Origin of the sequence: Massilia sp. 9096 (genome assembly GCF_000745265.1) — a bacterium.
GTDB lineage: Bacteria > Pseudomonadota > Gammaproteobacteria > Burkholderiales > Burkholderiaceae_D > Telluria.
On record NZ_JQNN01000001.1, the window covers coordinates 1,010,047 to 1,035,168 of the forward strand.

The window sequence follows — 25,122 nt, forward strand, 5'->3', positions numbered from 1 at the left end:
ATGCCCGGCGTAAACGAGGGTTACGACGGCGCAGGCGCGCCCACCAGCGCGCTCATGTAGGCGTCGAGGAACTCCTGCGGCATGCGCCGCGGCCTGCCGCTCGAGAGTTCGATGCACACGAGGTCCCAGCGTCCGCGCAGCACGGTTGCGCCATCGCGTTCGCGCACCAGCTGGAAGCGCCGCTCCATCGCCAGCTTGCCGTCGCCGGCGACCAGCCAGGTGCCCAGCAGCAGCGCCTCGTCCTGCGCGGTCGGCAGGATGTAGTCGTATTCGCCGCGCCGGATCGCCATCGCGCGGTCGAGGCGCCGGTAGTCTTCCAGCGACAGGCCCAGCGCTTCCGAGTGCGCCCAGCCGGCTTGTTCGCACCAGCGTACGTAGACCGCGTTGTTGGTATGGTTCAGTCCATCGATGTCGGCCGCCTGCGGGGTGCGCGCCAGGGTGAAGGGGTGCGGGTAATCCCAGTCCAAAACATGTCCTTGATGTGAGCTCGGGCGCCGCTATTGTACTGCCGGCTCCGCGGCCGCGCGTCCTCACGCCAGCTCCAGCAGCAGGGGCTGGTGGTCCGAACCGCCGGCGCCGCCGTCGACGCGCACGCTGCGCACGCAGCCGGCCAGGTCGGCGCTGACGAAGGCGTAGTCGAAGGTGAACGGCCTCGCGCCGGGCGAATGGTCGTGCAGGCCGACGGTCGGGGGGTGGGCGCGGCCGGGCTGGGCCACGCGCCAGGCGTCGCGCCAGGCCGGCGTGCCGTCGCCGTAGTCGGCCAGCAGGCGGGTGTAGGCGCTCGAGTCGGGCAGCATGTTGAAGTCGCCGACAAGCACCGCCGCGGACGGCCGCGCGATGTTGGCGAACGGGCCGGGCGCGCCAGGGCGCGGCGCGCGCGCGTGGGCGCATGCTTCCGCGTGCAGCGCGCGCAGGCGCTCGACCTGGGCCAGGCGCTGGCGCGTCGAGAAGAATTCGAGGTGCGTGTTAATAATGCGCAGCATGCCCAGCGGCGTCTCCAGCGTCACCTCGAGCGCGCAGCGCGGCATGCTCATCACCTCGGGGTCGGCCGGCCAGGGCAGGCTGTGGCGCAGTACCTGCAGCACCGGATGGCGCGTAAACAGCATGGCGCCGACGCGGCGTGGCGCACCGTCGGCGTCGGGCGCGTCGAGCGCGATCGCGGACACGGCCTGGCAGTCGGCCAGCCGCCGCGCCAGGCCGGCGAACTGGTCGCCGCCGGGGCGCTTGAGCATGGCCGTCCTTTTCGAAAGTGCTCAGGCTAGCGGCCGAACGTGCGCGTGGACTGATCCAGCTCAGGTGTGTTCGGCGTGCGACGCCGGTCCTGGCCGGCGTTCGGCCTGGGTCAAACCTCGAGCGGAACGGCTGAACCGATCTCCGGCCGCGCCGTCAGATGGATGGAGAGGCGGCAGCAACGCACCAGCAACGCAGCAGGCGCGTCGATGGCATGAAGCGATCGAAGAGCGCGGTTCATTCTTCCTGCTTCCATTGCGCGGAACCGGGACAGGGAACCGAGCCGGCATCGTTGGCGCCGCGGACGCTCAGCACGCCGAGGCTGGGGTCCACGCCACCGGCGACGCTGCCGGTGCGGTAGCACGCGATCCGGCCGCCAACGCGCCGGCGGTAGATCACGACGCCGTCCGGTGAGGTATAGCTGTCCAGGTGGGCGCTCATCGATCGATCGACGTGGGCAGCCTCGAGGCCGCGCTGGAAGCGCGCCCACGGCGTGTCGGCTTCGGTCGGGACACCTGACTTGCCACCGCGCAGTTCACGGTCGATACCGCCAGCCTGGCGCCGGCCCAGGCTGGCGGTAAAGCCGCTATCGGCTGACGCTGATGCCGGCGCAGGGCTGTCGCCGGGCTGGCCAGGGCCTGGGGCGGCGGCGGGATCGGACGCGCTCCCCTGGATGCGCTCCTCGGCGCCGGCCGGCGGCGCAGGCGCGCCAGGCAGGGCGCCGGATGGTGCAGCGGGGGTGGGTTGCGCTGACGGGACATACAGCGGCGGCAGGGTCTGCGGCCGGACGGCTGGCGCGTGCCCGCCAGCGTCGCCGGCAGCCGGCGCGACGCCTGGACGCCGCGGCGTGAGCGGTGATGCGGGTGCGGGTGCGGGCGCGCGGACCGCATCACTCGGACGCAGCAGGATGGTCACCACGGCCGGCGTGTCGGTGGGACGCGGCGGCCGCGCCGGACGTTGCTGCAGCCAGCACCAGGCGGCCAGCAGGTGCAGGCCGACCGTGAGCGCAAGCGCGAAGCGGCTGCGGCGCGCGTGCGCATACGCGTCCGCGCGCACACGGCGCGGCGCCTGCGCTCATGCCTCGACTCGCACGGGTTGTACGGGCGCTCGGCAGGCCATCGGCGGGCGGTCAGCGGGCGGTCACCGAGCCGTCATCGCCTGGCGGATCGCCACGCAGCGCTGCGATTCCTGCAGCGTGTCGAGCAGGGCGCGCCGGGTGCCCGCGGACAGGTCGGTCAGCTTGTCGCTGGCGGCTTGCAGGCGCTTGACGTCGTCAGCGGTGCAGCCGCCCGGGATCAGGCTGGGGCCGTAGGCGCGCATGTAGACCGGGCCAGCGGCCTTGTCGAGTTCCGGCAGCTTGGCCAGGCGCTGGTCCGCGGTTTGTTCCGCCAGGCGGCCCTGTTCGGACGGGTACAGGCTGCCCATCGCGGTGCGCAGCTTCGAGAACGGCAGCTTGGTCTGCAGGTCGAACAGCGTGTCCAGCCACTGGCGCTTGACGGCCGGGTCGGGACGGGCGACGGTGGCGGCGAGTGCGGCGGCCTGGCCGCTGTCGGACTTGTCGCGCGCCTGTTCGGCGTCGATCAGGGCGTTCGCGCCCGGGTAGTCGAAGCGGTTCAGACGCTGGACGATGGCCCAGCGCAGGTCCTGGTTGATCGCCAGGCCGTCGACTTTCTCGCGGCCATCGAGCAAGCCGGCGAGGCGGTCCAGGTCGGCGCGTTCGCTGGCCAGGCCAATGTAGGTGGTGAACCAGCGGCGCTGGAAGTTGTCATCGCCCTTGGCAGCCTGCACACCCTTCCAGGCCATGTCGGCCAGCTGGCGCGTGGCCTGGCGGTTGTAGGTGGCGCCCGGGTCGATCTGGTCGAGGGTGTGCTTGGAGGCGGCGACCTTGCCCAGCACGTCGCCGAGCAGCGTGTAATCCTTCTCTTGCGGTGCGTTGGCGAGCACGGTCGAGATGAAGTCGTTCAGGGGCAGCTTGGCCTCGCGCACGCCGTCCCACAGGCCTTGCCACAGCATCGCGCGCAGCAGCGGATCCGGCACGCCGGCCAGGTGCTGGCGCGCGCTGTCGAACGAGCGGCCGTCGAGTTGCACCTTGACGTAGCCCCAGTCGTCGTAGTTCGGGTACACCAGGTCGGGGCAGGACGCGCCGACCATGCCCGGTACGGCCGTGTCGGCGCCCTTGTAGGTGATGGCGACCGTGCGGTCGACGCGGTAGGCGTCGCCGTTCAGGCGCAGCGCCGCCACCTGCACGCGCTGCTCGCGCAGGGTCGGGAAGGCGGACGGGGCGCTCTGCTTGAGGTGGAAAGCGGCGATCTTGCCGGCCCTGCAGCTGTACTCGGCGGCGATGGTGTTCACGCCCGGCTGATACAGCCATTCACGGGTCCAGCCGGACAGGTCGCGGTGCGCGGCCTGGCCCAGGCTGCCGATGAAGTCGTCGAGCTTCGCATTGCGGTACTGGTACTTGACCAGGTAGTCGTGCACGCCTTTGCGGAACACGTCTTCGCCCAGCAGGTGGCGCAGCTGCACCAGGGTCGAAGCGCCTTTCGAGTAGGTGATGGCGTCGATGTTGTCGAAGGCGTTCTGGGTCGACGGCACCGGCACCTCGATCGGGTGCGTCGTGCTGCGCGAATCCTGTTCGTAAGCGGCCTGCTTGCCTTGCGAGTAAAAGGCGCGCCAGGCATCCTTGAACTCGGTCGCCTCGGCGGTCGCGAGCGTGCCCATGAAGGAGGCGAAGCTTTCGTTCAGCCACAGGCCGTTCCACCACTGCATGGTGACCAGGTCGCCGAACCACTGGTGCGCCATCTCGTGCATGATGACGCCGGCCAGACGTGCGCGCTGCTCGGCCGTCATCTCGGCCTTGTACATGAAGCCGCGCTCGGCAAAGGTGATCGCGCCGGCGTTTTCCATCGCGCCGTACAGGAAGTCGGGCACCAGCACCTGGTCGTACTTGCCGAACTGGTACGGAATGCCGAAGTACTCGTCGAAGAAGCTCAACCCGGCCTTGGTGTACTTGAACCATTCGTCGGGATGGATCTGCGAAGCCACCGACTGGCGCGCGAACAGGCGCATCGGGTATTTGCCGCTGTTGTCTTCCCACTTCTTGTAGGGGCCGGCGTGCATCGAGAAGTTGTAGGGGCTGAGCTTCTTGGTGGTCGGGAAGGTCCAGCGCCGGCCCTCGGTGCAGGGCGCGACGTTGGCTTCGCGCGTGCTCGAGATCACTTCCCAATCCGCTGGCGCGACCACGTTCAACTGGTAGGTCGCCTTCAGGTCGGGCTGGTCGAATACGGCGAACATCTGGTGCGCGGCCGCCGGCTCGAAGTGCGAATAGGTGTAGACGCGGCCGTCGACCGGGTCGACCATGCGGTGCAGGCCTTCGCCGTTGGTGCTGTGCGGACGTTCGTAGGCGACCACGACCGTGTTGCGGCCCTTGGCCAGGCTGGCTGCCGGAAGGGTGATGAACCAGCCGTTGTATTGCGGCGCAACCGCCTTGCCGTTGACGGTGAGCGACTTGATCGTGGCCTTGTCCAGGTCGACGGTCAAGGGCGTGGACGCATCGTTCAGGTCGAAGCGCAGCGTCGTCGTACCGCTGAAGGTGGGCGCGCCGCTCAATACGAAGTCGAGCTGGTAGGCGACGTTCGACACGCGCGCAGCCCGGGCCGCCGCGTCCGCTTGCGACAGGAAGGCATTTTCCGCGCGCGCGGCGGGCGCGGCGGCGGCATCGATGGTCGGGAGCGAGAGCGCCAGCGCGGCGGCGGCGGCGAGCGGAATCAGGCGGGGCAGGCGAGTCTTCACGGAGATCCTTGCAGATTGGCGACAGTATGAAGCGTGCAAGAATAGCATGGAGGCAACGAAATATTGCCTCGGAAAACGGCCTTCCGGACGATTTTTTGCTGGAAACCCTCAAAACCCGGAACGCCAGGCGGATCGACCTATGCATGCCCCTGGCGGTTCGGGAGGTGATTCAGGGCGCACGGACCAGGCCCGGATGCCGGCGCGTCCGCAAGGCGAAGCGGAGGCGCGGCCGACGCGCCCGGGCAGGCGCGTCGGCGCATCGATGATCGCGCGGATCAGACGTTCGCTTGCAGCGCCGGATAGTCGATGTAGCCTTCCGGCGTCGGCGCGTAGAAGGTGGCCGGGCGCGGCTCGTTGAGCGGCGCGTTCTGCTTGAGGCGGGCCGGCAGGTCGGGGTTGGCAATGAACCACACGCCCCAGGCGACGGCGTCGGCCTTGCCGGCAGAGAGCAGCTCCTCGGCGGCTTCCTTGCTCATCTTTTCGTTGGCGATGTACACGCCGCCGAAGATTTCCTTGAGCTGCGGTCCGAGGCTGTCCGGGCCGATCGCTTCGCGTGCGCAAATGAAGGCGATGTTGCGCTTGCCGAGTTCGCGCGCCACGTAGCCGAAGGTCTCGAGCGGGGTCGAGTCGCCCATGTCGTGGGCGTCGCGGCGCGGCGCCAGGTGCATGCCGACGCGGTCGGCGCCCCATACGTCGATGCAGGCGTCGGTGACTTCCAGCATCAGGCGGGCGCGGTTCTCGATCGAGCCGCCGTAGGCATCGCTGCGCTGGTTGGTCTTGTCCTGCAAGAACTGGTCGAGCAGGTAGCCATTCGCGCCGTGCACTTCGACGCCGTCGAAGCCGGCTATCCTGGCGTTCTCGGCGCCCTTGCGGTAGGCCGCGACCACCTGCGGGATCTCTTCCAGGGTCAGCGCGCGCGGGGTCTCGTAGTCCTTGACCGGGCGCACCAGGCTGACATGGCCGGCCGGCTTGATCGCCGACGGGGCGACCGGCAGCTCGCCATTCAGGAAGGACGGGTCGGAGATGCGGCCCACGTGCCACAGCTGCAGGACGATGCGTCCGCCGGCCTGGTGCACGGCGGCGGTGACCTTTTTCCAGCCTTCGACCTGTTCATCGGACCAGATGCCGGGGGTATCGGCGTAACCGACGCCCATCGGGGTGACCGAAGTGGCTTCGGTCAGGATCAGGCCGGCCGAAGCACGCTGTTTGTAGTACTCGACCATCAGGTCGTTCGGTACGCGGCCTTCGCCGGTGGCGCGTGCACGGGTCAGCGGGGCCATGATGATGCGGTTGGGCAGCTCGAGGGCGCCCACCTTCAGCGGGTCGAACAAAGTAGTCATCAATACTCCTGTTTTTGTTGATGAATCGACCCTCATCTTAAGGCACGCACGCAAATCCTGCTGGGGACGCCCCGGTTTTACGCGGTGCTATACTTGCCGCCCTGATTTCGGTGCGTCGTGGGTGCGAGGAGCGTTGCATGAGCTGGTTTTATCTGCTGGTCGCGGGATTGCTGGAAGTGGTATGGGCGGTGGCGCTGAAATACAGCGCCGGCTTCACGCGCCTGGCGCCGTCCGCCCTGACGCTGGCGGCGATGGCCGGCAGCGTCGGCATGCTCGGCCTGGCCCTGCGCGCGCTGCCGCTCGGCACCGCCTACGCGGTCTGGACCGGCATTGGCACGGTCGGCACCGCGGTCGCCGGCATGTGGCTGCTGGGCGAACCGGCCGGGACGCTGCGCCTGCTGTCGATCGCCTTGATCGTGGCCGGCATCGTCGGGCTCAAGCTGCTCAGCCCGCACTGACTGGCTATGGACTGGAGGTGCGCTGGGCGTAGATACGGTCCAGCTCGCCGCTGGCCTTGAGCCGTTCGAGCGCCGGACCGAGCAGGCGCGCGATGGCCGGATCGGCCTTGCGGCTCACCCAGAAATACGCCGGCTCCGTACCGATGACGACCGGCAGGATGCGCAGGCGCCCTTCGAACACGTCGCTGCGCAGGTAGTGCTGCATCGTGATCTCGTTCATTTCGACGAAGCGCCCATGTCCGGCCAGCACCTTGCGCAGATTGACGCCGTTGTCGTCGGTGGCGTCGTCGATCCGCACCCCGGCCGCCCTTAATGTGCCCACGAACACGCCGCCGCGCTGGCCGACCACCAGCGCTCCCATGCGCGCCAGCTCCGTCACGCTGCGCACCTCGATGGCATCATCGCTGCGTGCGGCCAGCCGGTGACGCACCACGTACACCGCCGGGCCGACCCGTTCGGCAATCGCCTGACGGCGTTCGGACGCTATCAACGCACATGCGACGTCGACGCTGCCGCCGTCCAGGCCGGCCTCGATGCCCGGCAGCGAGCGGCTCTGACGATAGCCGGCGAAGCGCAGGCGCGGCTCGATGCGCTCGACCGCCGCAAGAATGTCGGGGCAGATGCCGACCACGCTGTTGCGCAGGTAGACCCACTTCGGCGCCAGCGCTTCCTGTCCGGCGATCCTGACCTCGAGCGCCCGCGCCTGCGCGTGCACGCGCGCGGGTGCGCAGGCAAGGGTGCACGCGATCGCACAGGCGAGCGCGCACGCCAGCGCGCCTTCCAGCGCGGATCGCCGGCGGCCACGCCGTGGCGTCGCCTTGGAAACAGGATTGCGCCGACTCGGCGCGGCAATCGCGTCTGGCTGCATGGGCTCGGTCATCGCTCATTATAAGATGAGCAAAATGATGGCACGAAGTAAAGATGGGCCGCGCACCGATGCGGTTCCGCCCGCTGCACCCCAAGGCTGAGGTTCCCGCGCACGTTTGAGCTGTGTCGGGGTCCGAACCTCCCTGCCGCCCAAGATAGGTCCAGCCAGGCGCAAGGGCCGGGACTCTTTGGGAGAACAGACGATGCCGATGAAAGGAGCGGGCGCCATCCATCCGCCGGGCCCGGCGCCGGCGCGCGCCGCGGGACCCGACGCCGCCGATCCGGACGACGGGGCGCAGCCCGTGCTGTCGATCGTCGTGCCGATGTACGACGAACAAGACAACGTGCTGCCGTTGGCCACGCAGGTGCAGGCCGCGATGGCGGCCTCGCCCTGGCCGTGGGAACTGATCCTGGTCGACGACGGCAGCGGCGACCGCACCGCCGAGCGCATTCGCGAAGCGGTGGCGAGCAGCCCGGACCGGGTCGCGGCGGTCCTGTTGCGGCGGCGCTTCGGCCAGACCGCGGCCATGCAGGCCGGAATCGACCGTGCGCGCGGCAGCGTGGTCGCGACCATGGACGGCGACCTGCAGAACAACCCGCACGACATCGTGCGCATGGTGCGCCGCCTGCTCGACGATGATCTCGACCTGCTGGTCGGCTGGCGGCGCGAGCGCAAGGACAATTTCTGGCTGCGCCGGCTGCCGTCGCGGCTGGCCAACCGGCTGATCGTGGCGGTCACCGGCATCGACCTGCACGATTACGGCTGCTCCCTGAAAATCTACCGCGCCGGCGTGCTGCGCGAAGTGCGCCTGTACGGCGAGATGCACCGCTTCATCCCGACCTGGATGGCGACCGTGACCTCGCCCGCGCGCATCCGCGAGGAAGAAGTCAGCCACTTCCCGCGCGTGCATGGCAGGTCCAAGTACGGGCTGTCGCGCACGCTCAAGGTGCTGCTCGACCTGCTGTCGATGTATTTCTTCGTGCGTTTCCGCGCCAGCCCCGGCCACTTCTTCGGGCGCATCGGCCTGGCCTGCGCGGCGCTCGGCCTGGGCGCGCTCGGCTGGCTGGCCTGGCTCAAGCTGGGCGAGGGCGCAGCGATCGCCAACCGGCCGCTGCTGCTGTTCGGCGTACTGATGATGGTCATTGGCGTGCAGTTCATCTGCACGGGCATCGTCACCGAGATGCTGGCGCGGACCTATTTCGAGGCCGGCGGCGCGCGGACCTACCTGGTGCGGGAAACGCTGGGCGCGGGCGTACAGGCCGGCGCACACGCCGCGCGCGACGGCCTGAAGGGGGAGCCGCCGTGAGGGCCGAGGCTGCGGCGCCCGCAGGCCGCGCGCGCGCACACACGTCCGCGCGCCGGCGCCTGCAGGCGCATGCGCCCGTGCTGGCACTGCTGGCGGCCGTCTACGTCGGACTGTTCCTGCGCCTGGGCGGCATCCCGCTGTTCGACGTCGACGAGGGCGCGTTCGCCGAAGCCACGCGCGAGATGCTCGCGCGCGGCGACTATGTCTCGACCTGGCTGAACGGCCAGCCGCGCTTCGACAAGCCGATCCTGATCTACTGGCTGCAGGCGGCGTCCAGTAAGGTGTTCGGCCTGAACGAGTTCGACCTGCGCCTGCCCTCGAGCCTGGCCAGCTGCGCCTGGATCGCGGCCGTCTACGCCCTCACGCGGCGCTTCACGGACAGGGGCACCGCCTGGGCCGCCGCCTTCATCGCCGCCACCAGCGCGGGCGTGACCGTGATCGGACGCGGCGCGATTGCCGATGCGCTGCTCAACCTTTTGCTGGCGCTGGCGATCTTCGACATCATCCGCTATCAAGCGCAATCGCCGGTCGACACGCGGCCCGGCCTGCGCCGCCGCGTGTTCCTCTGGATCGGCCTGGGCCTGCTGACCAAGGGGCCGGTGGCGCTGCTGGTGCCGGGCGCCGCCAGTGCGCTGGCCTATGCCGCGCTCGGCCGCCTGCGCGAATGGTGGCGCGCGCTGCGCGACCCGGCCGGCTGGCTGATCCTGCTGGCGGTGGCGGCGCCATGGTACTTGCTCGAATATGGCCGGCGCGGCGATGCGTTCCTGGCCGGCTTCTTCATGCGCCACAACGTCGAGCGTTTCATGGCGCCGCTGCAGGGCCACGGCGGCGGCGTGCTGTATTACGCGCCCGCCGTGCTGTTGCTCGTGCTGCCCTACAGCGGTTTGTTCCTGGCGACGCTGCCGACCCTGCGCACCGCCTGGCGCGCGCGGCGCGACGATCCGGCCGGCGTCTTCCTGTGGTGCTGGTTCCTGTTTGTCTTCGTCTTCTTTTCGCTCGCGTCGACCAAGCTGCCGCATTACCTGCTGTATGGGGCGACGCCACTGTTCGTCCTGATGGCGCGTGCGCGCCATCGCCTGCGCTCGAATCTGTCCGGGCATGGGCTCGCTTTTGCGCCGGGGCTGTTGTTCCTTGGTGCCGTGCTGGCCTTGCCCTTCGTGCTGGCGCACTCGGCCCCGGGGATCGGCAATGCCTATCTCCGCGAGGCGCTGGGCCGGCCCGAGGTCTTCGGCCCGGCTTGGCTGGCCGGGGCCGCGCTCCTGTTTGGGACCGTGCTCGGCCTGGTTCTGTGGCGCCGGGCGCCGCTGTGGCCACGCCTGGCGGCAACGGGGCTGGCCTGCGCCGGCGCCACCGGCGCCTTGTTGCTGCCGGCCCTCGCCGAACTGCAGCAGGGACCGGTCAAGGAAGCGGCCTTGCTGGCGCGTAGCCGGGGCTGGGCGGTGCACAGCTGGCGCATCAACGCGCCCAGCTTCTCGCTCTACCGCGGCGCCGTCACGCCGGGCGCGGCCGGTCCCGGCGCCGCGGCCAGGCCGGGGCCGGGGCAGGTGATCCTGACGCGCAGCGACGCGCTGCCGGCGCTGGGTCCGGTGCACGTACTGTACCGCAAGGGCGGGGTCGTCCTCCTGCGGATGCCGGGGTGAGCCGGCATGCGCGCCGCCATGCCTTCCCCCTGGATCTGGGCCCCGCCCGGGGTCGCCGCGCTGCTGTTCCTGCTGGTGCTGGCCACCGGCAGCAACCGGAGCATATTCCTGTGGCTGAACCACGGCGGCCAGGTGCTCGGCCCCGCCGTCTGGCTGCACCTGACGATGCTGGGCGACGGCGGGGTCGCGCTGGCGCTGGTGCTGCCGACGATCCGGCGCGCGCCGCGTGCATTCTGGGCGGCGCTGGTGGCGGCCGTGATCGCCGGCTTGTGGACCCAGGTGACCAAGCAGGTGATCGACCTGCCGCGCCCTCTCGGGGTGTTTGCGCCCGAGTTCTTCTACCAGGCCGGGCCGGCCTACCGCCACGTGTCCTTCCCGTCCGGCCATGCGGCGGCGGCGTTCGCGCTGGCCGGGATCTGGGTGATGGGCGTCGGCCGGCACTGGCTGCTGCGCGCGGCGCTGCTGCTGGTGGCGACGCTGGTCGGGCTGTCGCGCATCATGCTCGGCGTGCACTGGCCGCTGGACGTACTGTGGGGCATGCTGGGCGGCTGGATCGGCGCCTGGCTCGGACTGGCCATGTACGGGCGCCGGGGCTGGCGCACATCGGGGCCGGGCGGTTTCCTGGTCGGCGCCTTGTTGCTGGCGGTGGCGGCCTGGCTGCTGGTCAGCCGCCACATCGGCATCCCCGCGATCATGCCGATGCAGCGCGCGATCGGCAGCGTCTGCCTGGCGTGGGGTGCCTGGGAAATGCTGCGCATGCTGGCGCCCATGGGATGGTGGCGCGCACAGAAAAGGAGATGGGATGGATGAGGACACGTGGTGGCTGCTGCTCGGCTTCGGCGGCCAGGCCCTGTTCATGGGGCGCTTCGTGCTGCAATGGTTCGCCAGCGAGCGCCGGCAGCGCAGCGTGATCCCGGTGTCCTTCTGGTACCTGAGCATCGCCGGGGCACTGGTGCTGCTGGTGTACGCACTGCACCGGCACGACCCGGTATTCACGGCGGGGCAGGGACTGGGGGTGGCGATCTACCTGCGCAACCTGCACCTGATCCGCGCCGAGCGCGCCCGCGCGCGCGCGTAGGCGGGCACGCCCTGGCTATTCGCGTCCGAACTGCGGATTCGGCCGGGTCATGTAATACCATTCCTGGTTCGGTCCGGCATTGGTGTCCGGGAACAGGATGCGGCCCGAGAATTCGGCCGTGACCGGGGTGCCGTCGGCGCGCACGCCGATCTGCTCGCCTTCGCTGACCGCGTCGAAGCTGGCCCATTCGCGCGTGAAGCGGTCGCCCGCATCCAGCTTGTCGTGCACGACGACCATCTGCAGCGCTTCCATCTCCTCGAAAGGGAGCGGCTGAGGCTCGGGCGCGTCCACGACTTTCAGGAAGGCGAGGGTGTTGATGATCGCGCGGTAAGCCACTTCCGGCGCTTGCGGATCGCGGTGCTGGCCGCATTCCAGCGTCAGCGCATAGCCGCCGGTGCTGCGCATGTACTCGGTGGTCCCGACGCCGTAGCGCAGCACGGTCTCGAGTTCGGCCGCGCCAGCGCCGCTGTTGCGCGTGCGGCGCTGCACGCCACCGCCATAGGCCGCCATCCAGCCGGTGACGAAGCGGCGCACACCGAGCCGGCGTGCCAGCGCACGCTCCTGCGCCATGTGGCTGAATGGTTCGAGCGGACCGTCATTATCGGGCGGGCCCACCATCACGAATGGTTCGCCGTGGGCGGCATTGAACGAGTGCAGGTCGAGCAGCACGTCGTGCTGCGCCAGCAGCGGGCACAGCCAGTTGGCAACGCGGTCTTCGAAGTCCTGCGGGTTCGCCTTCGGGAACAGGTCGCGGTTCAGGTTGCGGTCGCCCGAGCGCGTGCCTTGGGCGTAGGCCAGCGGGTTGACGATCGGGACGAAGGTCACGCTGCCACGCTGGATGGCCAACTGGCCGTCGTCGATCTGCGCCATGACGCGCCGGATGGCTTCGGTGCCGCAGGTCTCGTTGCCATGGGTCGCGCCCATGACGATCACGCGCGGACCCGGCGCCTGGCCGGTGTAGTTGAAGGATTTGAAGTGCAGTTGGCTGGCAGCGCTCATGCTCGGGCTTCCGGGAGAAAATGGTGCGGGCATTGTAGCGGGAAAGCGGCGCGCGGCAAGCGGTGGCTGGCGGCGCCGGCCATTGGCGTGGGCGCGTCCAGCATGGCACAATCGGGCGGCTTCGTCGATTCGCACGCTCCTTTGCGAGCTTACCCGCACGCTCATTCATGCGCTCATCCACCCGCTCATCCACCCGCTCATCCACCCTCTTATTTACCCCATCATCTGCACACCCATGAACCGCGCCGACACCACCCATGCCGCACGCCGCATCCACGGCCTGGACACCCTGCGCGCGCTCGCGGTCACGCTGGTGGTGCTGCATCACTACACACTGTTCGTCAGCGATGCGGCCACCTTCGGCTGGGTCGGCGAGATCGGCTGGGCCGGCGTCGACCTGTTCTTCGCGCTGTCCGGCTACCTGATCGGCAACCAGATCTTCAGGGCGCTCGGCCGGCCGCAAGGCTTGTCGATGCCGCGTTTTTACGCGCGCCGCCTGTTGCGCACGCTGCCGAATTTCTACGTGGTGCTGGCGCTGTACGCCTTGTGGCCGGCCTGGCGCGGGTCGACGCCGATGCTGCCGCTGTGGCAGTACCTGACGTTCACGCAGAACATCCACCTCGAGCCGGGCACCGCCTTTTCGCACGCCTGGTCGCTGTGCATCGAAGAGCAGTTCTACATGCTGCTGCCGGCGGCCGCGGCGTTCGGCGCATTCCTGGGACGCAGTGGCACGTCGCCGCGCTGGGCCTGGGCGATGCTGGCGCTCGGCTGGATCGCCGGCATGCTGGTGCGCGCCACGATCTGGCACGACGGCCAGGGCGCCGCCAACTGGATGCATCACTACTACAAGTACGTGTATTACTCGAGCTGGTGCCGCTGCGACGAGCTGCTGGCCGGCGTCGCCCTGGCCCTGCTCAAGAACCGCCATGGCGGCGCCTGGCAGCGCGTGCTCGCGCACGGCAACCGGCTGCTGGCGGCGGGCGCGGCGGCGATCGGGGCGGCGTTCCACTGGTTCGCCGCCGACCATTATGGCCTGTGGACGACGGTGTTCGGCTACCCGCTGCTGGCGCTCGGTTTTTCGCTGCTGATCCTGGCCGCGCTCGCGCCCGGCTCGCTGCTGTACCGCCTGCGCGTGCCGGGCGCGGCCAGCCTGGCGCTGTGGTCGTATGCGATCTACCTGGTCCACAAGCAGGTCAGCGTGATGCTGGCCAAGCCCCTGGCGGCGGCCGGTTACGGGCCCGAGCACCTGTTGACGATCGCGCTGTGCATGCTGGCCTCGGTGCTGGCCGGCTGGCTGCTGTACCGGCTGGTCGAGACGCCCTTCATGCGCCTGCGCGCGCGCTGGGTGCCGGACAACGCCCCGGTGCGCGAGGCGCGTGCCGAGGCCGAGGCGTAAAAACCAGCGGGTGCGCGGGCAAAGTCAGCGCGTGGCGTCGATGACGTCGAAGGCGGCCGGCATGTCGGCCAGGAACGCGGTCAGGTGCGCCACCCGCATCGACGGATCGTAGCCCTCGGTCGAGGCGATCGCCGCGCGCAGGCCGGGCACGGCTTCTTCGGTGACCGGGCTGGCGTAGGCGTCGATCAGCATGCCGACCAGGTCGCCCGGCACGGCCTGCGCACCGGACCCGCGGCGCAGGCGCGCATGGATCGCGGCCAGCAGCGTGCGCTGCATGCGCGGCGTCGGATGTTCGATGTGGGCGAACACGGCCGGCGTGTTCTCGATCGCCGTGCACATGGCGCGCTCGATCGCGTCTGGCTTGAGGTCGGAGGCGATGTCGAAACAAGCCGGGTCCCAGCGCGTGCGCGCGTAGCGGTGGCCGGGCGGGAAGGCGTCGACGGTTTCGAGCCCGAGCGCGCGGCTGGCGCGGGCGAGCAAGTGGGAAAGGACGGGCAGCAGCGGCATCGGCGTCAAAGTCAAACGAAAATCGAACGCCGGCCAGTGTAGCAAAAGATCCGGCGCAAGCCGTGGTCGCGCCTCCGGCCAGCGGTGCCGCACCGCGCGAAACGAAGGCGCGGGCGGGCGGTTCCTGCGACCGCCCGCCCGCGCAGGAAACGATAACGTCAGTCGAACCCGCTCACGCGAACCCGCTCAGGCGAGCTTCCTCAGGCAAAGCGCCCGGCGCGGAAGTCCTCGACCGCCTGGATCAGTTCGGCCTGGGTATTCATCACGAACGGTCCGTACTGCGCGATCGGTTCGCCCAGCGGACGGCCGGCGATCAACAGCAGTCGGCTCGGCTGCGCGGCCTTGATGCGTACGCCGTCGGCGCCTTCCGCATTGTCGAGGATCGCCATGCGCGCTTGCGGCACACCCTTGCCCTCGACCACGACTTCGCCGCGGAACACGTAGATGAAGGCGTTGTGGCCGGCCGGCAGCGGCGCGTCGAGCGTCGCGCCTGCCGGCAGTTCGATGTCGAGGTAGATCGGGGCGGTGCCTTCGCGCCGCACCGCGCCGGCGACGCCGTGCGTGCTGCCGGCGATGACCTGCACCGTGGCGCCCGCGCTGTGCTCACCTCGCAGCGAAAACTTCGGCACGTCCTCGGTCGGGATGTCGCGGTACCAGGGCGCACTCATCTTGTCCTTGGCCGGCAGGTTCAGCCACAGCTGGAAGCCTTCCATCAAGCCCTCGTTCTGCTCCGGCATCTCGGAGTGGGCGACGCCGCGGCCGGCCGTCATCCACTGCACGCCGCCGTCGGTCACCAGGCCTTCATGGCCGGCGCTGTCGCGGTGGCGCATGCGGCCCTTGATCATGTAGGTCACGGTCTCGAAGCCGCGGTGCGGGTGCTCGGGGAAGCCGGCGATGTAGTCGCCCGCCTTGTCGCTGCCGAAGGCGTCCAGCATCAGGAAGGGGTCGAGGCGGCGCTGCAGCGGCTGGGTCAGCACGCGGTTGATCTTGACGCCGGCGCCGTCCATCACGAACTGGCCGCCGACCAGGCGCTCGACGCCGCGCGAGCGCTCGATGCGCGCATCCGGCACGACGGGGGCCGAAGCGGCGGCCTCAGTGGGGGCAGACGGGCTGGTGACTGGTTCGCTCATGATCGATCTCCTCGAAAAAAAATGCCGTCGAAGGACGGCACTGGGCGGCGCCGCCGCAGGGCGCGGCGCCGGTGACTACGGCAGACTGGACTTAAACCAGCGATGCGACGGCGGCGTCGGCTTCGGCCTGGCCCTTGGCCGCGGCTTCCGGACCCATCGCCAGGCCCGACGAGTACACGAAGGTGTTGTCGGTCATGCCCAGGAAGTTCAGCAGCATGCGCACGTGCGGGACCAGCGGGTCGGCATCCGCCGGGTAGATGCCGCCGCGTGCGGTGGCGACGAACACTTTCTTACCCTTGAGCAGGCCTTCCGGACCGGTCTCGGTGTAGCGGAAGGTGACGCCGGCGCGGGCGATGGCGTCGAACCAGGCTTTCAGCTGGACCGGCACGCCGAAGTTGTACATCGGCGCGGCGATCACGACCACGTCGGCAGCCTGGATCTCGGCGATCAGCGCGTCATCCAGCGCCACGCGGGCGGACTGCTCGGCGGTGCGCGATTCGGCCGGGGTGAACAGGGCGCCCAGTGCGGTCTCGTCCAGCACCGGATGCGGCTGCGCGCCGAGGTCGCGCACCTTGATCTGCGCGCCCGGGTAGGCGGCGGCGAACTTGGCGGCGATGCTGCTGGCGACACGGCTCGATTCCGAGGCGGCGCCGCGGACGCTGGAGTTGATCTGCAGAATGTTCATGGTCGTTCCCTTCGTGTTGGGGTGGTGGATTGCGATAGAGACACTTTAGCGGTTCCAAATATAGAGTGGAAGACGATAGAATGGATAACATTATTCAGTCAGTGGAACAATCTGCACGCGATGGACTTGGAACCGAACGATCTGCTGCTGTTTGCCCGCATCGTCGAGGCTGGCAGCTTCAGCATGGCCGCCCAGCGCCTCGATCTGCCCAAGTCGACCGTATCGCGCCGCATCGCGCTGCTCGAGGCCAGCCTGGGCGAGCGCCTGCTGCAGCGCACCACGCGCCGCCTGGTGCTGACCGAGTTCGGCGCCAGCCTGCTCGAGCACGCGCGCAAGGTCGCCGACGAGGTCGAGGCGGCCGGCGCGCTGGCCCAGCATCGCCAGGCCGAGCCGAGCGGCAAGCTGCGCGTGTCGATGCCGCACGACTTCGCCAACCTGGGCATGGGGCCGCTGCTGGCGCGTTTCATGGAGCGCTATCCGGCGGTGTCGCTGGAACTGGACTTGTCGCCGCGCCGGGTCGACCTGGTCGCCGAGAATTTCGACGTCGCCATCCGCATGGGCGAACTGCCGGTCGATTCGACGCTCAACGCGCGCCGCGTGGTGATCAATCGCTTGAGCCTGTTCGCCTCGCCCGGCTACCTGGCGCTGCGCGGCATCCCCGAGCACCCCGACGACCTGGCCAACCACGAGCTGTTGTGCATCCTCAGCCGCAGCGGCGGCCCGGCCCCGTGGATCCTGCAGCGCGGTAAGGTGCACTGGGAACGTGAAATGCGTCCGCGCCTGACCGCCAATTCACCCGAGGTGCTCGCGCGCGTCGCCAGCGGCGGCGCCGGTATCGCGATCAGCTCGCTGCTGTACGCGCGGCCCTTCATCGAACGGGGCGAACTGGTGCGCGTGCTGCCGGACTGGGAGATGCCGGAGAGTAATGGCTGGGCCGTGTTTCCGGGACGGCGGCTGATGCCGGCCAAGCTGCGCGTATTCCTGGATATGCTGGAAGAAGGCTTTTGCAACGAGCAGCGGCGCAGCTTGGGGGGGGGAGCCTGAACGGCGTGCAAAGTTGAATGTCGTTCCCCGACGACATTCTTTCCAAAAATCGAAAAAATCAGCAAAAAGTTTCGATATGGCATTACACTGGTTTCGTATTTACACCTTTGGGCGTCACGTCACCCGATCCCTGGAATGCCATGCTCACTCTTGCCAGCTTTTTTGAAAACGTCCGCCTCCCTACCATTTCCGCAGTGGCCCACGCGCTGATCGCCACGCTCGACAACGACGACGTGTCGACCAGGACCGTCGCCGCCATCATCGGGCGCGACCCCGCGCTCACCGCCAAGCTGCTCCGGCTTGCCAACAGCGCGCGCTTCGGCGCCAGCCGGGCGGTCGCCTCGCTCGATGAAGCGATCACGCTGATCGGTATCGCCCAGTTGCGGACGCTGGCGCTGGCCGCCTGCTTTGCGGATGCGTTCCCGCGATTGCCGGGATTGGACAGCAATGAGTTCTGGCAAAGCAGCAGGGCATGCGCCGGCTACGCGCGCTGGCTGGCCAAAGGGGCCGGCGTGGACGCGAACGAAGCCTGGCTGGCCGGGATGATTCTCCGCCTGGGCGAATTGCTGATCTACCAGGTCGAGCCGAGGGTCTTTGCCGAGATCGAGCAGCTGCCGCACCTGCCGGGCGCACGTTGGGAGCGCGAGCAAAAGCTGCTCGGCATGTCCGAAGGCCAGATCACGGCCGAGCTGGCGCGCCGTTGGAATTTCCCGGAGCGGATCGTCACGGCGCTGGCACGCGCTTCGGCGCCGCACGAGGCGCCGCGGTTCTGCCGCCATGCCGGCGTGGTCCATCTGGCCAGCTTGCTGGCCGATACGCCGGAGGACGACCCGGCCGTGCTGGACACGCTGCCCGCCGACACCGTGGCCGCACTCGGTCTCGATATGGATTGGCTGCGCGCACGCTTTCCGACCCACGATTCGTTCGCGGCGATCGGCTGAGGCCGCCGCGCTTCAGCCCGGCGTCACACCCATCAGCTCGCCGAGGCGCACGCTGCGCTCCGGCGCCCACTCGCCGTTGAAGCGGATCGTATCCGGCTTGAACAGCATCACGACCGTGGAGCCGAGCAGGAAGCGCCCCATCTCCTCGCCCTTTTTCAGGACGATGTTCTGGTCGGCATAGGAAAACTCGGTGACCTTGACCATGCGCGGCGGATTGACCACGCCGTGCCATACGGTCGCCATGCTGCCGACGATGGTCGCGCCGACCAGCACCATCACGAACGGGCCATGCTCCGGCGACTCGAACACGCAGACCACGCGTTCATTGCGGGCGAACAGGTTGGGCACGCCGCGCGCCGTGGTGGGATTGACCGAGAACAGCGCGCCCGGCACGTAGATCATGCGCGTCAGCTTGCCGTCGCACGGCATGTGGATACGGTGGTAGTCCTTCGGCGACAGGTACAGGTTGGCGAAACTGCCATGGCGGAACTGGGCGGCCAGCGCCGCGTCGCCGCCGACCAGCTCGGTGGTGGTGAAGCGGTGACCCTTGGCTTGCAGGATGTGGTGGTCGTCGATCGCGCCGAACTGGCTGATCGCGCCGTCGACCGGGCACACGAAGGCCGCGTTGGCCAGCGGCCGCGCGCCGGCCTTCAGGGGACGCGTGAAGAAATCGTTGAAGCTCTTGTAGCTGGCGATGTCCGGGTTTTCCGCTTCGGCCATGTTGACGCCGTACTTGCCGACGAACCAGCGGATCAGCCGGGTCGTCATCGATCCGCCCTTGGCGCCGGCGACGCGGCCGGCGAAGGTGGTCAGGCGCTGCTTGGGCAGCAGGTATTGCGGCAAGACTTTGAGACGATCGGACACGGTAACCCTCGAATTGAATACGCGCCAATTATAACGGCCAGCCGCGGCCGGGGAACGATTTTTGCCCTCGGGCTCTAAAGCTGCCGCACCTGCACGGGCGCCTGCGCCTGTGCGCGCGCGTGGAACCAGCGCCGCGCCACCAGCATCGCCCCCGCCTGCATGGCCGCGCACAGGTAAAAGGCGCCGCCGACGCGCCAGTCGCCGCGCGGCAGCGTGCCGGCCGCGCCCAGCATCGCCGTGCCGACCAGCGGCATGATCACCAGGCCGAGGCTGCCGATCGACTGCAAGGACCCCATCAGCTCGCCCTGTTCGCGCGTGGAGCTGGTTTTCGACAGGATGCCCTGCAGCGCCGGCCCGGCCGCGAACGACAGCACGTTGCACAGGATGACGGCGTAGATCATCCAGCCCTGTGTCGCCAGGCCGTACAGCAGGAACGCCAGCGCGCCCGATCCCAGGCCGAGCAGCGCCAGGCGCACCTCGCCCAGGCGCCGGATCAGCACCCCCAGCAGGCCGGCCTGCACCACGATCGAGGACAGGCCGACGCAGAACAGCGCGATGCCGTTGTCGGCCGGGGTCCAGGCGAAGCGGAAGGTGGTGAACAGGACGAAGGTCGACTGCAGCATCATCTGCGCGAAGGTCACCAGCGTGTAGACCACCAGCAGGCCGCGGATGTCACGGCGCGCCAGCAGCCGCGCCAGCGCCCCGAACGGATTCACGCGCGCCAGCGAGAAGGGGGCGCGCCGCTCCGGCGGCAGCGATTCCGGCACGGCGATGAAGCCGTAGACGAAGTTGGCTGCGGATAACGCCGCCGCCACGTAGAACGGCAGGTGCAGGCCGACGTTGCCCAGCATCCCGCCCAGTATCGGCCCGCAGATGAAGCCCAGGCCGAAGGCGGCGCCGATCTTGCCGAAGCTTTTCGCGCGGTTGTCCGGCGTCGACAGGTCCGAGGCGTAGGCCGACGCGACCGACATGCTGGCCGACGAGGCGCCGCCGATCACGCGGCCGATGAACAGGCAGGCCAGGTTCGGCGCCCAGGCCGTGGTGAGAAAGTTGATGCACATGCCGGCCATCGAATACAGCAGCACCGGACGCCGTCCGAGCCGGTCCGAGACCGCGCCGAGCATCGGCATGAACGCGAACTGCATCAGCCCGAACACCGCCGACAGCACGCCGTACCACAGCGCCTGCTGGCCGCGCGCGCCGACGTACTCGCCGACCAGCGCCGGCAGCACCGGGACGATCAGCCCGATGCCGAGCATGTCGATGAACACGCAGATCAGGACGAAGTTCAGGTTGCCGGCGCGGGCCGACGCTGCGGTGCGGGACATGAAAGGGCCGGAACAAGACGTAAAGACCCAGTGTAGCACTGTTGACTTGACGTCAACTCGTTCCGCCCGCGCCCGGCAGCGACCGTGGCGCGCGCGCCGCGCCGAGGGCGGCTTCGAGGTCGGCGTGGCGGATCGGCTTGACCAGGTGGGCATCGAACCCGGCCTCGTTCGATTTCCGTTTGTCGCCGCTCTGGCCGTAGCCCGACAGCGCGATCAGCAGCGTGCCTGCCAGAGCCGGCTCGGCGCGGATGGCGCGCGCGACCGCGTAGCCGTCCATCCCGCCCGGCAGGCCGATGTCGCACACGACCGCGTCGGGCCGCAGCGCCATGACTGTTTCCATGCCGCGTACACCGTCCTCGGCGCTGTCGACGCTGTGGCCGTTCAGTTCGAGCAGGCTGGCCAGCATGTCGAGCGCGTCGCGGTTGTCGTCGATGAGCACCACGCGCAGGCCGGCGCCGCCGCCCTGGCCACGCTCGGCATCGGCGCCGGGGAGGGCGTCGGCGCCGGCCGGCAGGCGCACCGTCAAGGTCGAGCCCAGGCCAAGTCCCGGGCTGGACGCCGTGGCGCGCCCGCCATGCAGCTCGACCAGTCCCTTGACCAGCGCCAGCCCGAGCCCGAGGCCGCCGCTGCCGCGCCCCAGTCCCTGGGCGGCCTGGGTAAATGGCGTGAACAGCGTCGCCACCAGTTCCGGCGCCATGCCGGCGCCGTTGTCGCTGACCGCCAGCACGGCCTGCGCGCCGTGCGCGTCGACATCGCGTTCCAGGCGCACCTCGATCCGGCCGCCCTTGCACGTGAATTTCGCGGCGTTGTGCAGCAGGTTGCCGACCACCTGGGCCAGGCGCGTGGCGTCGCCGTCGACCGCGAGCGGACCGTCCGGCAGGTGCAGCGCCAGTTCGACACCGTTCGCTTCGATGGTCGGACGGTAGTCTTCGGCGGTCTGTCGCACGATGCGCGCCAAGTCGCAGGGTTCGCACTGCAGCGCGATGCGCCCGCGCGAGATGCGCGCGACGTCGAGCAGGTCGTCGACCAGGCGCGTGATGTGGCCGACCTGGCGCGCCATCGCCTCGGTGGCGCGCCGCAGCACGGGCTTGTCCGGTCCGAGCATCTGGAACAGGTCGACCGCGGCGCGGATCGGCGCCAGCGGATTGCGCAGCTCGTGCGCCAGCACCGCGATGAACTCGTCCTTGTTGCGGTCGGCCTGGCGCAGCGCGTCCTCGGTGCGCTTCTGCTCGGTGACGTCGCGGATCTCGATCACGGTGGCGACCGGCTTGCCGCCCTTGAACACCGGGCTGGCCGCGCAGGCGACATGGAAGCTGCTCCCATCCTTGCGGAAGAACAGGTCTTCGTGCGCGCGCACGTCGAAGTTTTCCGGCAGCGCGCGGTCGATCGGGCACTCGTGCATCGGATACACGCTGCCGTCCGGGCGGTGGTGGTGTACCAGCGCATGCAGCGGCTGCGATCTCAGCTCGGCGGCGCTGTAGCCGGTCATGTCGACCCAGGCCTTGTTGGCGTAGACGCAGTAGCCGGCCGCGTCCATCATGGCCAGACCCTGGGTCGAGTTCTCGGCGATGATCCTGGCCAGTTCGCCATGGTCGAAGAAGTCGGCATCCTGGGCCTGCGCATCCGGCGCCTGCGCGAACGCCGCCGCTGCGCCGCCGGCCAGTACCTGCGTCCATTCCTCGATCAGCGCCGGCGCCACGCCGAAGCGCGTGGCCAGCGCCTCGACCGGCTGGGCGCCGCGCAGCATTTCGAGCGCGACCGCGGCTTTGAACGAGGGGGGGTAGGAATGTGTGGCTTGCGGCATGAGAAACTGGACCGGTAAAGTATTGTTGAGCGCCAGTGTAGCAAAGCGCGGACCCGCGCGAGGTCAGAGGCAGCTGGAGCGGACGGCGCTGCGCTTGCCGCCGGCGCGCACCACGCCGATCGCTACGCCGCGCCGCTCCACTCGGCCGCGAATGTCGCCCGGAACGCTTCCAGCAGCGCCAGGCGCTGCTCACCCAGCCTGCGTCCGGCCTCGGTGCGCATCATGCCGGGCAATTTGGCCAGCTTGGCCGGGATGTGGTCGAGCGAATATGCCTTGTCGTCGAGCGCGCGCGCCGCCGCCAGCGGGTCGCTGCCGTGCGCCAGGCTGCTGCCCATGCGCCCGGCCGTGTAGAACATGCGCGCCAGGCCGACCGCGCCCAGGCCGTCGAGGCGGTCGGCGTCCTGCACGATGCGCGCTTCCAGCGTCTGCGCTTCGATCCCTGCCGAGAAGCTGTGCGCGGCGATCGCGTGCGCGACCGCGTCCAGGCGCGCGCGCGGAAAGCCGAGCGTCTCCAGTTCGCGCCGCGCCAGCTGCGCCGAGCGGGTCGAGGCCAGGTGACGCTCGGGGTCGTTCTTGGGCAGGTTGACCAGGTCGTGCAGGCAGCAGGCGGCCAGCACGACCAGGCGGTCGGCCTGCGCATGATGGTCCATGATGGCCTGGGCGTTGCGCCAGACCCGTTCGAGGTGGTTGGCGTCGTGGGCGCCGTCGCCGTCGGTGCCTGCCGCTGCGGCGGCCAGGGCCATCAGTCGCGCGCGCCAGGCGTCCAGTTCGGCGGGGTTCGGTTCGGCGGCCTGGGGCGGTTCAAGCGGCGCTGCTGGGTGCGGGGTGTGCATCGGGTTCGGATTCGGATTCAGGGTTGGCGTCGGTGTCGGTGGCGGGCAGAACGCGCTGCGACAGCGCATCGGCCAGCGCGTTCTTGTGGCGCGGCACCCAGCGCAGGTAGACGCGCGCGAAACGCGCCAGCAGCGCGCGCGCGCTGTCGCGGTAGGCGCGCAGCACCGGCGCGGCGTGCGCATCGGGACCGGTGACGTCGCCGATGACGACCTGGCTGTCGCCGTGGATCGCCAGGTCGTCGACGCCGTGCGCCAGCGCGGTCTCGAGCAGGGCGATCAGGGCGCGGTATTCGGCGTCGCTGCTGTCGCCGTGTCCCGCCGCCCGCGCCAGTTCGATGGCGGCGCCGTCGGGGCCGCGCAGCAGCACGCCGATCGCGCAGCGTCCGGGGTTCGGACGGGCCGAGCCGTCGAACCAGGCGCGCCAGGCGGGCGGGCGTGCGTCCCCGGCGGCGATGGCTCCGCTGGCGTCGCCGCCGTCATGGCCGCCGTCATGCCTGGCCTCGCGCCGCGCCTTGGCGGTGGCGCGCAAGGCGGCGCGTGCGGCGGCGCGGACCGACTCGGTTTCGCGCTGGGCCAAGCGCTGGGCCACCAGCGCCGCCAGCCCGGCCTGGCCGGCGCTCAGCGCCAGCGTGCGGCGCAGCGCTTGCGCCTCGCTCAGCCCTTGCGCGCGCGCGAGGCGGCGGCTGGCGGCGCGCTCGGCCTTGTAGGCAATGGCGTCCAGGCTCGCGTCCAAATGAGCGTCAGGATCGAGCGCGGGATCGGTGAGGTCGTTCATGCCGACAGGATAACATTTGCGGCGCCGCGACCGCCAGAACAAAAGGCTGTGTTCGCGTTAGTTAAGTGAACCAAACGGCGTTGCCGAAGTCTTACGCATTGTCGAGTTAGCCCATCGGGAGTGACGATGCAACGGCCCACCTTCAGCGAATTGTTCGCCCTGCTTTCTGGCGCAACATTGTCCAGCAGCGAGCTGGCGCAATTGCGCGCCTGGATCGCCGGCATCCGCGACCCGTCCGAGTGCCTGGCACTGGTCGAAGCGGCCGCGGCAGGCCGGCCCTGTCCGCATTGCAGCGCTGTGCGGCTGCACCGCTGCGGCCGCGCCAGCGGCTTGCAACGGTTTCGCTGCCTCGGCTGTGCCCGCTCTTTCAATGCCCTGACCGGCACGCCGCTGGCGCGGCTGCGCAAGCGCGAACGCTGGCTGCCCTATCTCCAGTGCATGCTCGAGTCGCGTACCGTACGCCAGGCCGCGCGCGACACCGGCGTGCACCGAACCACGAGTTTTCGCTGGCGCCACCGGTTCGGACCGGGCGCCGCGCGCCATCGGCCGTCGACGTTGTCGGCGATCGTCGAAGCCGACGAGACCTATCGCCTCGAATCGCAAAAGGGCGCGCGCCAGTTGACGCGACCGCCCCGGCGACGCGGCGGCGCGGCCAGCCGGCGCGGCGTCAACCGCGAGCACGACTGCCTGCTGGTGGTGCGCGATCGCAACGGCCTGACGCTGGATTTTCATACCGGCCGCGGTCCCGTGACGGCAGCACAATTGCGCTCGCGCCTGACACCCGTGCTTTCTCCAGACGTGCTCTTGATCAGCGACAGTGCAGCGGCGTATGCCCGCTTCGCCGCCGAGACCGGGATCACGCACGCGCCCGTCAACCTGCGCGCGGGCCGGCGTGCACGCGGCGCGATCCATCTCCAGAACGTCAATGGCTGGCACAGCCGTTTCAAAAGCTGGCTGATGCGCTTCAAGGGTGTCGCCAGTCGCTACCTGGCGAACTATTCCGGCTGGCAGCGGTTACTCGATGCACATGAGTTGGAGACACCTGCGCAATGGCTGTGTGCTGCGGTACGTCAAGCTTAGTCAAGGCAGGTGCAAACGTCGACTTAA

The 25,122-nt window shown here is 69.4% G+C and carries 24 protein-coding genes; 9 read left to right on the top strand and 15 right to left on the bottom strand.

Annotated features, from left to right (window positions below; translation table 11 throughout):
• Nucleotides 1-20: 20 nt before the first annotated feature.
• The 5 genes from FA90_RS04435 to FA90_RS04455 all read right to left on the bottom strand — a co-directional run bounded on the left by FA90_RS04435 (nt 21) and on the right by FA90_RS04455 (nt 6,359).
• Complete coding sequence (locus FA90_RS04435) at nt 21-467, bottom strand: thioesterase family protein (protein WP_036166323.1); 447 nt, start codon at nt 465-467, stop codon at nt 21-23.
• Nucleotides 468-530: 63 nt separating this feature from the next.
• Nucleotides 531-1,232 carry an endonuclease/exonuclease/phosphatase family protein gene (locus tag FA90_RS04440; RefSeq protein ID WP_051971417.1) on the bottom strand — a complete coding sequence of 234 codons (702 nt, stop codon included), beginning with the start codon at nt 1,230-1,232 and terminating at the stop codon, nt 531-533.
• Nucleotides 1,233-1,467: 235 nt separating this feature from the next.
• Complete coding sequence (locus FA90_RS04445) at nt 1,468-2,286, bottom strand: hypothetical protein (protein ID WP_036166326.1); 819 nt, start codon at nt 2,284-2,286, stop codon at nt 1,468-1,470.
• 84 nt (nt 2,287-2,370) lie between these two features.
• Nucleotides 2,371-5,019 carry an aminopeptidase N gene (gene pepN, locus FA90_RS04450; protein WP_239700532.1) on the bottom strand — a complete coding sequence of 883 codons (2,649 nt, stop codon included), beginning with the start codon at nt 5,017-5,019 and terminating at the stop codon, nt 2,371-2,373.
• A 275-nt stretch (nt 5,020-5,294) separates the two neighbouring features.
• Nucleotides 5,295-6,359 (bottom strand): alkene reductase, encoded by a 1,065-nt coding sequence (locus FA90_RS04455; RefSeq protein WP_036166329.1) that lies wholly within the window; start codon nt 6,357-6,359, stop codon nt 5,295-5,297.
• Nucleotides 6,360-6,496: 137 nt separating this feature from the next.
• Between FA90_RS04455 and sugE the strand changes: the two genes are divergently transcribed.
• The gene (sugE, locus tag FA90_RS04460; RefSeq protein ID WP_036166332.1) at nt 6,497-6,817 is read left to right on the top strand and encodes a quaternary ammonium compound efflux SMR transporter SugE; all 321 of its coding nucleotides are present in this window, start codon (nt 6,497-6,499) and stop codon (nt 6,815-6,817) included.
• Between the two features lie 4 nt (nt 6,818-6,821).
• Here the strand turns inward: sugE and FA90_RS04465 are convergent, their stop codons facing one another.
• The gene (locus tag FA90_RS04465; RefSeq protein ID WP_197065245.1) at nt 6,822-7,685 is read right to left on the bottom strand and encodes an ABC transporter substrate-binding protein; all 864 of its coding nucleotides are present in this window, start codon (nt 7,683-7,685) and stop codon (nt 6,822-6,824) included.
• A 202-nt stretch (nt 7,686-7,887) separates the two neighbouring features.
• On the opposite strand from FA90_RS04465, the gene FA90_RS04470 reads away from it, so the two are divergent.
• From FA90_RS04470 to FA90_RS04485, 4 genes are read left to right on the top strand one after another with little or no spacing between them, the layout of a single operon-like run.
• The gene (locus FA90_RS04470) at nt 7,888-8,991 is read left to right on the top strand and encodes a glycosyltransferase family 2 protein (RefSeq protein ID WP_239700533.1); all 1,104 of its coding nucleotides are present in this window, start codon (nt 7,888-7,890) and stop codon (nt 8,989-8,991) included.
• Complete coding sequence (locus tag FA90_RS04475; protein WP_081933641.1) at nt 8,988-10,631, top strand: glycosyltransferase family 39 protein; 1,644 nt, start codon at nt 8,988-8,990, stop codon at nt 10,629-10,631. The genes FA90_RS04470 and FA90_RS04475 overlap by 4 nt, the downstream gene beginning before the upstream one ends.
• A gap of 18 nt (nt 10,632-10,649) precedes the next feature.
• Nucleotides 10,650-11,441, top strand: coding sequence for a phosphatase PAP2 family protein (locus FA90_RS24780; RefSeq protein ID WP_239700534.1), 792 nt, complete (start codon nt 10,650-10,652; stop codon nt 11,439-11,441).
• A complete protein-coding gene (locus FA90_RS04485; protein WP_036166338.1) occupies nt 11,434-11,709 on the top strand; it encodes a lipid-A-disaccharide synthase N-terminal domain-containing protein in 276 nt (91 codons plus the stop codon). Before FA90_RS24780 ends, FA90_RS04485 begins: the two co-directional genes overlap by 8 nt.
• Nucleotides 11,710-11,724: 15 nt before the next feature.
• Here FA90_RS04485 and FA90_RS04490 read toward each other — a convergent pair whose 3' ends face one another.
• Nucleotides 11,725-12,708: a succinylglutamate desuccinylase/aspartoacylase family protein gene (locus FA90_RS04490; protein ID WP_036166340.1), complete on the bottom strand. Its 984-nt coding sequence runs from the start codon at nt 12,706-12,708 to the stop codon at nt 11,725-11,727.
• Nucleotides 12,709-12,943: 235 nt separating this feature from the next.
• On the opposite strand from FA90_RS04490, the gene FA90_RS04495 reads away from it, so the two are divergent.
• On the top strand, nt 12,944-14,104 hold the full coding sequence (locus tag FA90_RS04495) for an acyltransferase (protein WP_051971420.1): 1,161 nt from the start codon (nt 12,944-12,946) through the stop codon (nt 14,102-14,104).
• Nucleotides 14,105-14,128: 24 nt separating this feature from the next.
• On the opposite strand, the gene FA90_RS04500 is transcribed toward FA90_RS04495, so the two are convergent.
• The 3 genes from FA90_RS04500 to FA90_RS04510 form a co-directional block, all read right to left on the bottom strand.
• Nucleotides 14,129-14,626 (bottom strand): hypothetical protein, encoded by a 498-nt coding sequence (locus FA90_RS04500; RefSeq protein WP_239700536.1) that lies wholly within the window; start codon nt 14,624-14,626, stop codon nt 14,129-14,131.
• 185 nt (nt 14,627-14,811) lie between these two features.
• Nucleotides 14,812-15,618 carry a pirin family protein gene (locus FA90_RS04505; protein WP_239700984.1) on the bottom strand — a complete coding sequence of 269 codons (807 nt, stop codon included), beginning with the start codon at nt 15,616-15,618 and terminating at the stop codon, nt 14,812-14,814.
• 214 nt (nt 15,619-15,832) lie between these two features.
• The gene (locus FA90_RS04510) at nt 15,833-16,426 is read right to left on the bottom strand and encodes an FMN-dependent NADH-azoreductase (protein ID WP_036166343.1); all 594 of its coding nucleotides are present in this window, start codon (nt 16,424-16,426) and stop codon (nt 15,833-15,835) included.
• 120 nt (nt 16,427-16,546) lie between these two features.
• On the opposite strand from FA90_RS04510, the gene FA90_RS04515 reads away from it, so the two are divergent.
• A complete protein-coding gene (locus FA90_RS04515; protein ID WP_036166346.1) occupies nt 16,547-17,470 on the top strand; it encodes a LysR family transcriptional regulator in 924 nt (307 codons plus the stop codon).
• A gap of 17 nt (nt 17,471-17,487) precedes the next feature.
• Nucleotides 17,488-18,411, top strand: a complete 924-nt coding sequence (locus tag FA90_RS04520; protein WP_239700537.1) for an HDOD domain-containing protein — start codon at nt 17,488-17,490, stop codon at nt 18,409-18,411.
• A gap of 12 nt (nt 18,412-18,423) precedes the next feature.
• On the opposite strand, the gene asd is transcribed toward FA90_RS04520, so the two are convergent.
• From asd to FA90_RS04545, 5 genes are all read right to left on the bottom strand, one after another.
• Nucleotides 18,424-19,275, bottom strand: coding sequence for an archaetidylserine decarboxylase (asd, locus tag FA90_RS04525; protein ID WP_036166352.1), 852 nt, complete (start codon nt 19,273-19,275; stop codon nt 18,424-18,426).
• Between the two features lie 74 nt (nt 19,276-19,349).
• Nucleotides 19,350-20,603 carry a tetracycline resistance MFS efflux pump gene (locus tag FA90_RS04530; RefSeq protein WP_036166356.1) on the bottom strand — a complete coding sequence of 418 codons (1,254 nt, stop codon included), beginning with the start codon at nt 20,601-20,603 and terminating at the stop codon, nt 19,350-19,352.
• 52 nt (nt 20,604-20,655) lie between these two features.
• Entirely contained in the window at nt 20,656-22,407 is a 1,752-nt protein-coding gene (locus FA90_RS24785) for an ATP-binding protein (RefSeq protein ID WP_051971422.1), read from the bottom strand.
• 122 nt (nt 22,408-22,529) lie between these two features.
• The gene (locus FA90_RS04540; protein ID WP_373994630.1) at nt 22,530-23,150 is read right to left on the bottom strand and encodes an HD domain-containing protein; all 621 of its coding nucleotides are present in this window, start codon (nt 23,148-23,150) and stop codon (nt 22,530-22,532) included.
• Between the two features lie 58 nt (nt 23,151-23,208).
• Nucleotides 23,209-24,015 (bottom strand): ribonuclease HI family protein, encoded by an 807-nt coding sequence (locus FA90_RS04545; protein ID WP_081933643.1) that lies wholly within the window; start codon nt 24,013-24,015, stop codon nt 23,209-23,211.
• Between the two features lie 126 nt (nt 24,016-24,141).
• Here FA90_RS04545 and FA90_RS04550 point away from each other — a divergent pair, with 126 nt between their 5' ends.
• Nucleotides 24,142-25,095 carry an IS1595 family transposase gene (locus tag FA90_RS04550; RefSeq protein ID WP_036166359.1) on the top strand — a complete coding sequence of 318 codons (954 nt, stop codon included), beginning with the start codon at nt 24,142-24,144 and terminating at the stop codon, nt 25,093-25,095.
• The last annotated feature ends 27 nt before the right edge of the window (nt 25,096-25,122 follow it).